The sequence below is a fragment of the Asticcacaulis sp. genome (genome assembly GCF_035497195.1).
GTDB lineage: Bacteria > Pseudomonadota > Alphaproteobacteria > Caulobacterales > Caulobacteraceae > Asticcacaulis.
Map to the genome: position 1 here is coordinate 334,440 of NZ_DATJDZ010000014.1, position 14,500 is coordinate 348,939.

Sequence of the window (14,500 nt, forward strand, 5' to 3'; positions counted from 1 at the left end):
CGAAGCGGGCCGGACTTTTTATTGGAAGGGAAGGCTTGGGGCCCCAGGCCCCAAGCCCCATAACTTATGCCGCCTTGCGCTTGCCGCTCATCAGCATCGACATCAGCGCGCCCAGCACTTCCGGCAGTTCCGACCGCGGCACCACCCGATCGACCATGCCTTTTTCAACCAGAAATTCCGAGCGCTGGAACCCTTCGGGCAGCTTTTCGCGGATGGTGGTTTCGATCACGCGCGGGCCGGCGAAGCAGATCAGCGCGCCCGGTTCGGCCAGGTGGATATCACCCAGCATGGCGTAGGAAGCGGTGACGCCGCCGGTGGTCGGGTCGGTCAACACCACAAGATAAGGCAGTTGCGCCTTTTTCAGTTCCTGGATGGCCAGGGTGGTGCGGGCCATCTGCATCAGCGACAGGGCGCCTTCCTGCATGCGGGCGCCACCGGCGGCGGTGAAGACCACCATCGGCAAGTTGCGGGCCACGGCGGCCTTGGCGGCGGCGATAAAGCCCTCGCCGGCGGCCATGCCGAGCGATCCGCCCATGAAGGCGAAATCCTGCACCAGCACAATACAATCGACACCCTGCACCTTGCCGTAGCCGATGGCCATGACGTCACGCGCACCGGTGGCGGCGCGGGCGGCTTTCAGGCGGTCCTTGTAGGGCTTGCCATCGGAGAAGTGCAGCGGGTCTTCGGTGACTTCCGGCGTCGGCAGGCTTTCGTATTGGCCGTCATCAAAAGTGAATTTCATGCGCGCCTTGGGGCCGATGCGCATATGGCGACCGGAAGGCGTCACCCACAGGGCGGCTTCCAGGTCCGAGCGATAGATCATGTCGCCGGTATCGGGGTCTTTCACCCACAGGTTTTCCGGCGTTTCGCGCTTGCTGCCGACGAAATTGGAAATACCCGGTGCAATTTTTGACAGCCAGCCACCACGCTCGCGGCGTTCGGTGTTCTTGGCGGCGGCCGGTAATTTGGGGCCTTTGTTAGATGTATCAGCCATAGCCATACTCTAAGGTACTCCTGTTAATTCCGGGCAGTGTGGACAGCCTGAGCCAAAATGGCGGCCTTTTCCAGAACTTTCGTGCTGGCCCGGTTACTATTCGGTAAAGAATTCTTGATCTCGTCCACAAGCGCCGACCCAACAACCGCCGCATCGGCGATGCGGGCGACGCTGGCGGCGCTTTCCGGCGTGCGGATGCCGAAGCCCACGGCCACCGGCAGATTGGCGGCGGCACGCACCCTGGCCACCTGATCGGCGATGGCGTCGGCATCGACTGACTTGACGCCGGTGACGCCCGCCACCGAGACATAATAGATGAAGCCCTTGGTGCGTTTGACCAGGGTTTGCAGGCGGCTGGCGTCCGTAGTCGGGGTGGCCAGGCGGATCAGGGCGATATCGTGATCATCGAGCGCATCGGTCAGGCCATCGGCTTCTTCCGGCGGGCAATCGACAACAATAAGCCCGTCCGCACCAGCTTCCGAAGCGCTGGCGGCGAAGCGTTCATAGCCGAGGAATTCGACCGGATTCATATAGCCCATCAGGATGATCGGCGTGTCCTGGTCTATCTCGCGGAAACGCTTTACCAGCATGAAGACGTCGCGCAGCTTGGTGCCGGCGGCCAGCGAGCGTTCGGCGGCGCGCTGAATCGTCGGCCCTTCGGCCATCGGATCGGAAAACGGAAAGCCGAGTTCGATGATATCCGCACCCGCCGCCGGCAGGCCTTTCAGGATATCAAAGGTCGTTTCCAGATTGGGATCACCGGCCATGATATAGGCGATGAAGGCGGATTTATTCGCACGCTTAAGGTCGGCGAAGCGCTTGTCGATACGGGCAACACTCATGACAGCAAACTCGCTCCGGCTTCACCCATATGTTTTGCCACGGTGGCGATATCCTTGTCGCCGCGGCCCGACAGATTGAGGACGACGATCCCGCCCTTGCCGACTTCCTTTGCCAGTTCACCGACACGGGCGATGGCGTGTGAGGATTCCAGCGCCGGAATAATGCCTTCCAGCTTGCAGGTCAGGGCGAAGGCGGCCAGCGCCTCCTCGTCGGTGGTGGTGACGTATTTGGCGCGGCCGGTATCGAAGAGATAGGCGTGCTCCGGCCCGATGCCGGGATAGTCGAGACCGGCGGAAATCGAATGGCCTTCGAGAATCTGGCCGTCATCGTCCTGCAACAGATAGGTGCGGTTGCCGTGCAGCACGCCGGGGCGACCGCCATTCAGCGAAGAGGCGTGGCCATTATAGACGTCAAGCCCGTGGCCCGCCGCTTCGACGCCGACCAGCTTTACGGTATCGTAATCGATGAAGGGGTGGAACATGCCGATGGCGTTCGATCCGCCGCCGACGCAGGCGATCACGGCATCCGGCAGGCGGCCTTCCAGTTCGAGAATCTGCGTGCGGGTTTCCTTGCCGATGACGGTCTGGAATTCGCGCACCATCTCCGGATAGGGGTGCATCCCCGCCGCCGTGCCAATCATGTAATAGGTGTCGTGAACATTGGTCACCCAGTCGCGCAGGGCCTCGTTCATGGCGTCCTTCAGCGTGCCCTGGCCATTGGTGACCGGGGAGACCGTGGCGCCCAGAAGCTGCATCCGGAAGACATTGGGCTTTTGCCGCTCAACATCGGTGGCGCCCATATAGACGATGCAGGGCAGGTCAAAGCGGGCGCAGACCGTGGCCGAAGCGACGCCATGCTGGCCTGCACCGGTTTCAGCGATGATGCGCTTGCGGCCCATGCGTTTCGCCAAAAGAATCTGGCCGATGCAGTTGTTGATCTTGTGCGCGCCGGTGTGGTTCAGCTCTTCGCGCTTGAAATAGATTTTCGCGCCACCGAAATGCTCGGTCATGCGTTCGGCGAAATAGAGCGGCGACGGGCGGCCGACAAAATGCTTCATCAGGCTATGATATTCGGCCCAGAAACCCTCATCGTTACGCGCGTCATGCCAGGCTTGCGTCAGTTCCAGCACCAGCGGCATCAGGGTTTCGGGGACGTAAAGCCCGCCGAACGAACCGAACCGGCCCTTGGCGTCCGGTTGGCTATAGCTGTTTCTGAGAACGGGATCGCTCACCGTGGGAATTCCTTTAAATTAAGGTCAGGAGACAGGCCTTATAGCGACTTTGCTGCTTTTAGGAAGCCCGAAATCAGTCCGTTATCCTTCACGCCGGGGGCGGATTCGACACCTGACGAGACATCCAACATGGGCGCGCCGGATAATCTGACGGCTTCGGCGACATTTTCAACCGACAGACCGCCCGCCAGAAACCACGGCTTCGCACCCGAATAGCCCTGCATGATGCTCCAATCGAAGCTCAGGCCCAGTCCGCCGGGCAGGTCAGCCTCCTTCGGCGTCTTGGCGTCGAACATCATATATTCGACATGCGGCTCATAGGCGGATATGCCATCGAGATCGCCTTTTTCACTGACGCTGACGGCCTTGATCAGGGGAATATGTGTTAAGTCCGCGATCTGCGCCGCGCGCGCCGGTGTTTCCTTACCATGAAGCTGGATCAGGTCCGGCCTGACGGTGTTTTTGAGGTCTGACAGCAGCGAATCATCCGGGTTGACGACAACGCTGACACAGGGAATGTTAGCGTTAACGCTACGAATCGCCTGGATCAGGTTTTTCATGGCGTTGAGCGTCAAATGACGCGGACTTTTCGGGAAATGGATGAAGCCCAAAAAGTCAGCGCTGTCATTTATCGCTGCGATAGCCGCTTCGATTGTCCGAATTCCGCAAATTTTTACCTTGGGTGGCATAAAAAGACCTCGATTTGGCGTTCTTTTGGACAGATGCTTTAGTAAAAATCAAGGTTTGGAATTTACATTTCAAACTTAATTAAGCCGGCCCACAAAAATAAAAAGGCCGGGGATAAAATAAAAACGTAGGGCAAGGAAATCATGACTGACTTTGTATTGCTGAGTGACATCAGTAATGGCAGCTATCTCAAGCTGGCCTTGGCGCGACGCGGCGAACGCCCGCGGGAATCGACTCATTACGCTTGTAACAGTCTCGAAAGCTACAAAGCCGCCATTTCTGACTTTCTGGAAGCGCAGGATAAGCCGCGTCTCGCCGGCGCGGCCATTTCGGCCGCCGGCTGGGAACGTGGCGGTGTCATTCAACTCCCCAATCATGGTTTTTCGATCGACCGGGCCGACATGCGCGGCTTTCTCGATACCCAGCGCATCAACCTCGTCAATGATTTCGTCGCCAAGGCCCTGGCCATTCCGCGCCTGCATGGCGATGAATGCGAAAAAATCTGTGGCGGCGATGCGATGGAAGAACAGGTCCTCGCGGTTATCGGACCGCACAATGGTCTTGGCATGTCGGCGCTGGTGCCGGACGGCATGGGCGGCTGGACGGCCATGCCGACCGAAGGCGGTCACTCCGACCTGGCGCCAACCTCGGATATCGAGGAGGCGGTGATGCGCGTGCTGATCGATAAATACGGCCATGTGTCGCGTGAACGCGTCATTTCCATCCCCGGCGTGGTCGATCTATGGGCCGCGCTGGCGAAAATCGAAGGCGACGATGCCCCTTCGCCCTCTATCGAGGAAATCATCGCGCTCGCCTCGACCGGCGATGGCCGCGCCAAACAGGCCGTTGATCTCAGCATGGGCTGGTTCGCCGCTATGGCGTCCGATGTCGCGCTGATCCTGGGGGCGCGCGGCGGAGTCTATCTGGCTGGCGACCTGCTCGACATGATCGGCGACCTGTTCGATGTGCCGGCCTTTTGCCGCCGCTATGCCGAAAAGGGCCGGCTCAGCGATTATGTCTCGGAAATTCCGGTCTATCGCACACTCGCGCCCGATATGGAGATCATCGGCCTGGCGACCCTGTTCGACTGATCAGCCGCCACAAGATTCCCGAATAACTAACTGCGTCGGGATGCGGGTCATCTCGACCGGTTCATTGTCGATCAGCGCCGCCAGGGTATCGACCAGTACCCGCGCGGCGGTGGCCGTGTCCTGCCGGACGGTGGAGAGCGTCGGGTTGATGCAGGTGCAGGCCCACAGGTCGTCGAAGCCCATCACCGAAACATCCTTCGGCACATTCAGCCCGCGCTTTTGCAGCGACTGTATCGCGCCGATGGCCAGAAGGTCGGTAACGGCGAACACCGCGTCAAATTGAACGCCGTCGTCAAGCAGGCGCTCGATCGCCGCCGCGCCTTCTTCGCGCGAGATAAAGCAATCGACCGCCAATCGCGGGTCTGGCGTCAGGCCGGCCTCGGCATGGGCGCGCTGATAACCCTTGAAGCGCTCGAAAAATTCCGAATGGGCTTCTGAGGCCTCGCCGAGAAAAACAATACGTTTGCGGCCGAGACGGATCAGGTGCACCACCGCCTCGTGCGCCCCTTCCTCGTTCTGCGAGCCGATAAACAGGTTGGGCGTTTCCGGCATGACCGGCCCGAAGACCACCCACGGCTCGCCGACCTTGGCCAGCACCGCTACCTTGCGCAGGTAGGATTCAAAATCGCGGTAACCGAGGAAAATAATACCGTCGGCGCGGCGCGAAAAACCGTAATCGGCGCCCCAGTCGGCATCGGCCTTTTGCAGCGACATCAGCACATCGACGCCCTTTAAATTGGCGTAGTCGAGGATCGAGCCGATCAGTGGCAGGAAGAACGGATTGATGCGGTTGTCGGAATGGTCGAGGTCTTCCGACACCAGCACGGCGATGGTGTTGATCTTCTTCGAGCGCAGTTTGCGCGCATTGATATCGACCGTGTAGTTGAGCTGGGCCGCGGCGTCGAACACGCGCTGGCGCACCGCCTCGCTGACCGATGAGGCGCCCGAAAGCGCCCGCGAAACGGTGGCCTGGGAGACGCCGGCAAGCGCCGCGATATCAAACGAGGTGGGGCGTTTCATGGGTGACTTTTGTTCTTGTTGGAGCAGCATCGCACCCCCCGCCGCTTTAGTCCATAGACAAGCGCAGACGCCTCCGGGCAGGGCTGAACCTTGCAGATATCAGGCGGCGTTTGTCTTCTTGCGCCGGATGCGGCGTGGCAACTGGCGCAGTTTGGTCCACAGCTTGGTCTTGGCCGGTTCCGGATAGGGTTCGAGATTACGCACGAATTCCGCCGCGCATTCCGGCCAGGTGAATTTCTCGGCATAGGCCCGCACATCCTTGCGGTTGATCTTCAGGGCTTCCTCGATGGCGATCTTGAGGTCGTCATTGATGGCGCCGGCGCCGGAACCGGGAATGATGTCGATCGGGCCGTGCGCCGGGAAAGCCGCCACGGGCGTGCCGGCGGCCATTGCTTCGGTGATCACCAGTCCGAAGGTATCGGTCAGCGACGGAAAGACGAAGACATCGGAATCGCAATAGTAGCGCGCCAGGTTTTCGCCGAACTGCGGGCCGGGGAAAACGGCATCGGGGTATTTCGCCTTCAATTCCTCCAGTTGCGGCCCCTTGCCGACCAGCACCTTGGTGCCGGGCATGTCGAGCCTGAGGAAGGCTTCGAGGTTCTTCTCGATGGCGATGCGGCCGACATAGGTCATGATCGGACGCGGCAGGTCGCCGTTGATCGGTTCCAGGCCGGGGCGGAAGGTCTCGGTATCGACGCCGCGCGTCCAGGGTGAGATATTGGTGAAGCCGCGCGCTTCCAGATCCTTTTGCAGGGTCGGCGTCGCCACCATCACCCGGCCCGACGGCTTGTGGAACCAGCGCATGAAAGCATAGCCCACGCTCAAGGGAATCGGTAACCGGGCCGAGACATATTCCGGGAACTTGGTGTGATAGCTGGTGGTGAAGGGCAGTTTGAATTCCTGGCAGACGCGCCGCGCCGCCAGGCCGACAAAGCCCTCGGTGGCGATATGGATGGCGTCCGGCTCGTAATCGAGCATGATCTCGCGCACTTCTTCATAGCAGCCGAGCGCCAGCTTGACCTCCGGATAGTCCGGCCATGAAACAGTCTTGAACTGGTTATAGTCGATGATGTGAAACTCGTGGCCGAGCTTTTCGCACTCCTCAATGGTGCGGCGGAGCGTCGTCACCACGCCGTTGACCTGGGGTTCCCATGCGTCGGTTGCCAGCAAGATGCGCAAATTCGTCTGTCCTTCAGGGCGGTTCGAGGTATCCTGCCTTCAATGCCGATTGTAGCGAAGTTTGGCAAGGGCAAAGCCTTCCACCGGGTTGGCTGGTGACGCGACGGAGTGTTTTTGTTGCGTGGGGCGGTTTGTGCGGTGCACAAAACGATTTTATATGGAAACAATAAAGCGTTTGATCGTTTGCCGCTTGCGTAAAGGCCAAAATCCTTTATTTTTAAAGTCAGGACCCTCATGGGCGCCGGATAATCAAAGTGGCGTGCTCGTGGGGCGAAACAGGAACCAATGGCAGAGCGATTAAAGACAACGCAGGTGCGGGATAAGGACGGAGGCGCAAAAGATACGCCGAAGTCGCGCCGGACCCGCATCCAGATTCTCGAAACCGCCATGCGCCTGTTCGCCGAACTGGGCTATGACCGCGCCGGTAACGCCGCCATCGCCGAGGCCTGCGGCCTGACGCGCGGCGCCATGCTCTACCATTTCCCGACCCGTGAAGATCTCGTTGAAGCCGCCGCCTGGCATATTCACGCCGCGCGCGAAGCCGCCTTCGAGGCCGAGGCCAAGAAGCTGAAACCCGATCGGGACGCGCTCGACGGCGCCATCGAAGCCTATTGGCGGCTGCTCAGTTCCATTCCTTTTTCGGCGTTCCTGGCGCTTGAACGCGCCGCCCGCCAGGATGCCGATGTCGCCAAGGCCATCCGTCCGGCGCAGGAAGCTTTCGACAACGCCGCGATGGGCCGCGCCACGCCGGGCTTCATCATGGCCGGCGCCGACGCCCGCTTTCAGGCCAGCCGCGATCTCGCCCGCTTTGCGCTCGACGGGATGCACCGCTCCGCCCTGACCTATGAATCCGAAGCCCGCATCGAAGCCGTGCTGACGGTCATCAAGCGCGCCGTCCACATGCTCAACCGCAAGGGCGATGTCACGGATTTGTGGGGCGAATAGCCTCCGTTTCCGGCTGGTCTTGACCTGTCGGGCCTCTGGCGCGCATAAGCACGGCATTCCCGTCACCGCCGAGTGCTTATCATGCGTCACGTCCTGCGTTCCAAGATCCACAATGCCTATGTCACCGAGGCCAACCTGGCCTATATCGGCTCCATCACCATCGATGAGGCGCTTATGGAGGCAGTCGGGCTGTGGGAGGGGGAGCGCGTTCTGGTGGTTTCCAACACTTCCGGTCACCGGCTGGAGACCTATGTCATCACCGGCGAACGCGATTCCGGCATTATCGCCATGAACGGGGCGGCGGCGCACCTGATCAACGAGTCGGAGCAGATCATCATCATGGGTTTTGAGCTGACCGACGCGCCGATTATCCCCAGTGTTGTGCTCGTCGACCGGCATAATAAACTTGACCGCTATCTCTCGGAAACGCCCTCCACGATTCTTACACAGAAATCGTGATTGAGGCGAAAAAGTGTCTCGCTTGCGCAAGCCCTTGAGCGGTATGGAGAAAGCGAAAATTTAACCTCTCATTAACGAAAAAGTTCGCCAAAACATCGACTTGATCCTTGACGAAAACTCTGGCCTATGGCCCCTTATATAGACGGGCCGGGTGACGCAGACACTAGATATAGTTGTTAACGTCTCCCATATGGGTAGCTCCGGGCACGGAGCGATTTCGAGATTTCAAGGGTAGAGTGAAGATGTCAGCGAACGAAGCAGTGAAGCGTGAAGTATCCCAAACGTCCGGGAAGCCGAACATGGCCGTCCGCCCGAAGGAACGCGCCGAATTCAAGCTGGTCACCAAAATCGTCACCGATCCGTCGCGCGATTCGCTGCTGACCGCGTTCGGCAAGACCACGCTCGACGACCGCTACCTGATGCCGGGCGAAACCTACCAGGACATGTTCGCCCGCGTCGCCACTACCTATGCTGACGACAGCGACCACGCCCAGCGTATCTATGACTACATGTCGCGCCTGTGGTTCATGCCTGCTACCCCCGTGCTTTCCAATGGCGGCGCCAAGCGCGGCCTGCCGATCTCCTGCTTCCTCAACGCCGTGCCGGATAATCTCGAAGGCATCGTGTCGGTGTGGAATGAAAACGTCGCGCTCGCCTCGAACGGCGGCGGCATCGGCACCTACTGGGGCGGCGTCCGCTCGATCGGCGAAAAGGTCAAGGGCGCCGGCCAGACCTCCGGCATCATTCCGTTCATCCGCGTCATGGATTCGCTGACCCTCGCCATTTCGCAAGGTTCGCTTCGTCGCGGGTCGGCCGCCGTCTATATTGACGTCTTCCACCCCGAAATCGAAGAGTTCCTCGAAATCCGCAAGGCGTCGGGGGACTTCAACCGCAAGTCGCTCAACCTGCACCACGGCATCGGCATCACCGACGAATTCATGGAAGCCGTGCGCGATGGCACGCCGTTCGGCCTGCGCTCGCCCAAGAACGACGAAGTTGTCCGCTTCATCGACGCCCGTTCGCTGTGGCAGAAGATCCTCGAAATCCGTCTGCAAACCGGCGAACCCTACCTGATCTTCTCCGATACCGTGAACCGCGCCATGCCGGCGCACCAGCGCGAACTGGGCCTCAAGGTCCGCCAGTCGAACCTGTGCTCGGAAATCATGCTGCACACCGGTGTCGACCACAAGGGCCGCGACCGCACCGCCGTCTGCTGCCTGTCGTCGGTCAATGCCGAAACCTTCCTCGAATGGCGCGATCAGCCGGGCTTCGTCGAAGACATCATGCGCTTCCTCGACAACGTGCTGGAGGATTTCATCCAGTGCGCGCCGGGTTCGATGGATAACGCCGTCTATTCCGCCATGCGTGAACGCTCGGTCGGCCTCGGCCTGATGGGCTTCCACTCCTTCCTGCAAGCGCAGAACGTGGCGTTTGAATCGGCCATGGCCAAGTCATGGAACATGCGCCTGTTCAAGCACCTGCGCCGCGAAGCCGACAAGGCCTCGGTCAAGCTGGCCGAAGAGCGCGGACCGTGCGAAGACGCCGCCGAGCGTGGCGTCATGGAGCGCTTCTCGCACAAGCTGGCCATCGCGCCCACCGCCTCGATCTCGATCATCTGCGGCGGCACCTCGGCGGGCATCGAGCCGATCCCGGCCAATATCTATACCCACAAGACGCTCTCCGGCTCCTTCGCCGTCAAAAATCCGTACCTGGTGAAACTGCTCGAAGCCAAGGGCCTGGATACGACCGACGTGTGGAACTCGATCGTCGAGAATGAAGGCTCTGTCGCGCATCTGGACGAATTGTCGCAAGACGAAAAGGATGTCTTCAAGACCGCCTTTGAAATCGACCAGCGCTGGGTAGTCGAACTGGCCGCCGACCGCACGCCGGAAATCTGCCAGTCGCAATCGCTGAATATCTTCCTGCCGGGCGACACCGACAAGTGGGACCTGCACATGCTGCATTGGACGGCGTGGGAACAGGGCGTCAAGTCGCTCTACTATCTGCGTTCCAAGTCGGTCCAGCGCGCCTCGCACGCCGGCAGCGACACCAAGGAAGCCGTCGAAAAGATGGAAACGCCGAAGACGGACTACGAGGAATGTCTGGCCTGCCAATAAGGTAAAGACGCAGGGCCACAGGCCCACAGGCCCTGCACCCATAACTCGACAGAGTTTGGATCGACTATGCAACTAAATAAAAAGGGCCTCCAGCGAGGCCCTTTTTATTTAGTTATAAAGCTGGCCCATGCTCAGGCCGATTTGCGGGGTGTGGGGTCTGTGACCCCACGTCTTACTTCTTCTGCGCCGCCGCCGGGCGATCCCCGATCATCGGCGCGTTGTGGTCCTTTTTCTGCATGTCGCTGATGCGTAGCACGACCGGCCCCAGAATGATCAGGAACAGCACCGGCAGGAAGAAAACGATCATCGGCACGGTAAGCTGGGCCGGCAGGGCCGCGGCCTTTTTCTCTGCTGCGGAGAGACGCATTTCGCGGTTTTCCTTGGCCATGACGCGCAGGGCGGTGCCGAGCGGCGTGCCGTATTTTTCCGCCTGGATCATGGCGGTGCAGACCGACTTGATGCCGGGATGGTTGGTACGTTTGGACAGGCCCTCATAGGCCATGCGGCGTTCCGGCAGGTACGAAAGCTCGGCCACCAGCAGGGAAAGCTCTTCCGCCAGTTCGATGGAGGACGGTCCCATTTCGGCGGCCACCTTGTGCAGGGCGGTTTCGATCGACATCCCCGCCTCGACGGAAATCAGCATCAGATCGAGTGAGTCGGGGAAGGCCTGCATGATCGAGGTGCGGCGTTTGGTGGCCCGGTTCGAGATATAGAGGTTGGGCGCGTAATAGCCGATAACGAAGGCGCCGACCGTAATCAGCAGCTTCACCTGTATCGGATAGTGGCCGATATCGACCACGAACATCTCGAAGGCGGCGATGGCGCCCAGCACGAACGGCATGGCGAAACGGAAGAAGTAAAAGGTCGAGATCGGCTTCGGACCGCGAAAGCCGGCCATGGCCAGGTTATCGACCACTTTCGGGTCTTCCAGCAGGGTCTTGAGGTTCAGCTTCTCGACCAGGGCGCGATAAGGACTGGTGTCGGTATGCCGCAGGCCTGACCCTTCCTTGACGGTCTGGCGCGACAGGCGGCGCAGCTCTTCGCGGCGGGTGGCCACGGACTTCATGCGTTTTTCAAGCTGCTCGCCGGCGGTCAGGCTCTGGCCGAGCGTCAGCAGGCTGAAAAAGGCCAGGATGGCCACGAACCCGAAGATCAGGTTGCCGGGGTTCATGATAAAGGCGGCGAAGTCGGTCATGTGATTGCCTGCCCTAGAATTTGAAGTTGATCATCTTGCGCATCATCATGATGCCCATGAACATCCAGGTCGCGCCGGCCAGCAGCATCAGTTGTCCGCGCATGTCGGTGAACATCGGCGCGATATATTCCGGCCGGACGATAGAGATCATGACGCCGACGCCCGGCGGGAGCACGCCGATGATCGAGGCCGAGGCGATGGCTTCGGAAGACAGCGCCTTAATCTTTTCGCGCATCATCTTGCGGGCGCGCAGCACGGTCGACAGGTTGCCGAGCGCTTCGGACAGATTGCCACCGGTCTTGGACTGGATGGAGATCACGATGGCGAAGAAGCGCAGTTCCGGCGCGGGCATGGTCTCGCTCATCTTTTCCAGCGCGCCGTCAAGCGCCATGCCAACGCCGACATTTTCGACCAGGCGCTGGAATTCGGGGCCGAGCGGGGCGGCGCATTCCTTGGCCACCAGTTTCAGCCCGTCATTGACCGGCAGGCCGGATTTGATGCCACGAGTGATGATGTCCATGGCGTTGGGGAATTCTTCGGTGAACTTCTTGACGCGCTTGGCGGCCATCATGCCCAGAATCCAGCGCGGCAGGCCGTAGCAGGCGATAAAGGCAGCGCCACAGGCGATCAGCAGGCGCATCATGAAGGGCATCTGCCCCAGAACCAGCAGGGGGATGAAGAAGGCCACGGCGCCAAGCACACCGCTATAGATCCAGAACTGGGTGATATCGAGCGACACGCCGGCGTGCGCCATCCGGGTGCGCAGGGTCAGGCGCGCCTTGCGTTCGCGTTTGTCGGCTTCCTTGAGCTGTTCGGTAATCTGCTTGCGGCGCTCTTCCGGCGTCTTGGCCTGACTCTTCTGGCGTTGCTTGACGCGGGTATTGGTGCCCAGCCCGATCGTCTGGGTGCGCTTGGCCAGCGCCGGCGATGCGCCGCCACCGGTGAAGGCAAAGCCGACACTGGCGATAATCACGAAGCCCAGAAAGGCGATGACAAGAGTCATGAGCATCTCTTCATCCTCCCCTGTGAAACGGGGGAGGTGGCGCGGCTTGTCGGCGACGGAGGGGGTGCTTTCCCTGCGAAATCAAGGTGCTATTCACTCGCATCGAGCGCCTCCGCCAGTTCACGCTCAAGGCCGTAATATTTGGCGCGGTCCCAGAAGCGCGGGCGGCCGATGCCGGTGGAGCGGTGGCGGCCGATGATCTTGCCCTGTTTGTCCTCACCCTCGATTTCGTAGACGAACAGGTCCTGCGTCACGATGACATCGCCTTCGAGGCCGAGCACTTCGGTGATGTGGGTGATGCGGCGCGAGCCATCGCGCAGGCGGGCGGCCTGCACGATGATGTCGATGGAGCCGACGATCATTTCACGGATGGTGCGCGACGGCAGGCCATAGCCGCCCATCGTGATCATCGATTCGAGACGCGATACGGCTTCGCGCGGTGAGTTGGCGTGTAGCGTGCCCATCGAACCGTCGTGGCCGGTGTTCATGGCCTGCAACAGGTCGAAGGCTTCCGGGCCGCGGACTTCGCCGACGATGATGCGTTCGGGGCGCATCCGCAGACAGTTCTTGACCAGATCGCGCATGGTGATGGTGCCCTGACCTTCGAGGTTGGGCGGGCGCGTTTCGAGACGCACCACATGCGGTTGTTGCAGTTGCAGTTCGGCGGCATCTTCGCAGGTGATGACGCGCTCGGTCGGGTCAATAAAGGCGGTCAGGGTATTGAGCAGGGTGGTCTTGCCGGAACCGGTGCCGCCGGAGATCAGCACGTTGCAGCGCGAGGCCCCGATAACGCCGAGCACGCGCGCCCCTTCGGGACTGATGGAGCCGAACTCCACCAGGTTGCGCATGGTCAGCTTGTCTTTTTTGAACTTCCGGATGGTGAGCGTCGGGCCATCAAGCGCCAGTGGCGGCGCGATGACGTTGACGCGCGAACCGTCGGGCAGGCGGGCGTCGCAGACCGGCGAGCTTTCATCGACGCGGCGGCCGACCTGCGACACGATGCGCTGGCAGATGTTCATCAGTTGCTGGTTGTCGCGGAAGCGCACATTGGTAAGCTGCACCTTGCCGCCGACTTCGATGAAGACCCGCGTGGCGCCATTGACCATGATGTCGGCGATATCGTCGCGCGCCAGCAGCGGCTCCAGCGGGCCGTAGCCCAGAACGTCGTTGATGATGTCCTGGACGAGATTGTCTTGCTCTGCCACCGACATCGACACATTCTTGATCGCCACCAGTTCGGCAACGATGTCGCGGATTTCCTCGGAGGCCGCCTTGTGGTCGAGCGAGGCGAGCTGGCTCAGGTCGATAGTATTGAGCAGGGCGTTGAAGATCGCCGTCTTGGTGGCGTGATAGTAGTCAGACTGCTCACGGACGATCTCGGTGACCGCCTGCGCCTGGTGCATCTGCTCCAGACCCTTGCTCAGCTTATTGGGGGCAAGCTTAGGCTTGACGGCCTGTGCGGCGCCCTTATCCGCGCCAACGCGCTTCTCCTGAGACAGTTCGGGCAGGGCGGTGCGCACGGTGGCGGTATTCTGGGCGGCGGTCTTGCCGTCGAGGGTTTGCGGACGCGTGGCGATATCCGAATTGGCCGAGGCGGGCGGCGGGGCCGCGCCCTGGCTCAGGGCCTGGGCGCGAATCTCCAGAGGCGACGGGCCAGATTTGGCCGCGCCGGCAAGCGCACGGACCCCAACCCCTTGAGACCCCTCGGTCGGACGTTTACCAAACACGTTCAGAAC

At 60.8% G+C, this 14,500-nt stretch carries 13 protein-coding genes; 4 read left to right on the plus strand and 9 right to left on the minus strand.

Going from position 1 to position 14,500, the window contains the following annotated elements:
• Window positions 1–64 precede the first annotated feature (64 nt).
• From VL130_RS05600 to VL130_RS05615, 4 genes are read right to left on the minus strand one after another with little or no spacing between them, the layout of a single operon-like run.
• On the minus strand, window positions 65–1,000 hold the full coding sequence (locus tag VL130_RS05600; RefSeq protein ID WP_325361748.1) for an acetyl-CoA carboxylase carboxyltransferase subunit beta: 936 nt from the start codon (window positions 998–1,000) through the stop codon (window positions 65–67).
• A 17-nt stretch (window positions 1,001–1,017) separates the two neighbouring features.
• Entirely contained in the window at window positions 1,018–1,836 is an 819-nt protein-coding gene (trpA, locus tag VL130_RS05605) for a tryptophan synthase subunit alpha (protein WP_325361749.1), read from the minus strand.
• Window positions 1,833–3,068, minus strand: a complete 1,236-nt coding sequence (trpB, locus tag VL130_RS05610; protein WP_325361750.1) for a tryptophan synthase subunit beta — start codon at window positions 3,066–3,068, stop codon at window positions 1,833–1,835. Before trpB ends, trpA begins: the two co-directional genes overlap by 4 nt.
• Before the next feature lie 38 nt (window positions 3,069–3,106).
• A complete protein-coding gene (locus VL130_RS05615) occupies window positions 3,107–3,757 on the minus strand; it encodes a phosphoribosylanthranilate isomerase (RefSeq protein ID WP_325361751.1) in 651 nt (216 codons plus the stop codon).
• Between the two features lie 141 nt (window positions 3,758–3,898).
• Here VL130_RS05615 and VL130_RS05620 point away from each other — a divergent pair, with 141 nt between their 5' ends.
• A complete protein-coding gene (locus VL130_RS05620; RefSeq protein ID WP_325361752.1) occupies window positions 3,899–4,846 on the plus strand; it encodes a glucokinase in 948 nt (315 codons plus the stop codon).
• On the opposite strand, the gene VL130_RS05625 is transcribed toward VL130_RS05620, so the two are convergent.
• Window positions 4,847–5,866 (minus strand): LacI family DNA-binding transcriptional regulator, encoded by a 1,020-nt coding sequence (locus tag VL130_RS05625; protein WP_325361753.1) that lies wholly within the window; start codon window positions 5,864–5,866, stop codon window positions 4,847–4,849.
• A gap of 99 nt (window positions 5,867–5,965) precedes the next feature.
• Entirely contained in the window at window positions 5,966–7,045 is a 1,080-nt protein-coding gene (locus VL130_RS05630; RefSeq protein ID WP_325361754.1) for a glycosyltransferase family 1 protein, read from the minus strand.
• Between the two features lie 285 nt (window positions 7,046–7,330).
• Between VL130_RS05630 and VL130_RS05635 the strand changes: the two genes are divergently transcribed.
• The 3 genes from VL130_RS05635 to VL130_RS05645 all read left to right on the plus strand — a co-directional run bounded on the left by VL130_RS05635 (window position 7,331) and on the right by VL130_RS05645 (window position 10,566).
• The gene (locus VL130_RS05635) at window positions 7,331–7,990 is read left to right on the plus strand and encodes a helix-turn-helix domain-containing protein (protein ID WP_325361755.1); all 660 of its coding nucleotides are present in this window, start codon (window positions 7,331–7,333) and stop codon (window positions 7,988–7,990) included.
• Window positions 7,991–8,071: 81 nt separating this feature from the next.
• Window positions 8,072–8,449 carry an aspartate 1-decarboxylase gene (gene panD, locus VL130_RS05640; RefSeq protein ID WP_325361756.1) on the plus strand — a complete coding sequence of 126 codons (378 nt, stop codon included), beginning with the start codon at window positions 8,072–8,074 and terminating at the stop codon, window positions 8,447–8,449.
• Between the two features lie 299 nt (window positions 8,450–8,748).
• Complete coding sequence (locus VL130_RS05645) at window positions 8,749–10,566, plus strand: ribonucleoside-diphosphate reductase subunit alpha (protein ID WP_414636216.1); 1,818 nt, start codon at window positions 8,749–8,751, stop codon at window positions 10,564–10,566.
• 172 nt (window positions 10,567–10,738) lie between these two features.
• On the opposite strand, the gene VL130_RS05650 is transcribed toward VL130_RS05645, so the two are convergent.
• The 3 genes from VL130_RS05650 to VL130_RS05660 form a co-directional block, all read right to left on the minus strand.
• Complete coding sequence (locus VL130_RS05650) at window positions 10,739–11,761, minus strand: type II secretion system F family protein (protein ID WP_325361758.1); 1,023 nt, start codon at window positions 11,759–11,761, stop codon at window positions 10,739–10,741.
• Window positions 11,762–11,774: 13 nt separating this feature from the next.
• Window positions 11,775–12,770, minus strand: a complete 996-nt coding sequence (locus VL130_RS05655; protein ID WP_325361759.1) for a type II secretion system F family protein — start codon at window positions 12,768–12,770, stop codon at window positions 11,775–11,777.
• Between the two features lie 83 nt (window positions 12,771–12,853).
• Window positions 12,854–14,491, minus strand: coding sequence for a CpaF family protein (locus VL130_RS05660; protein WP_414636217.1), 1,638 nt, complete (start codon window positions 14,489–14,491; stop codon window positions 12,854–12,856).
• Window positions 14,492–14,500 lie beyond the last annotated feature (9 nt).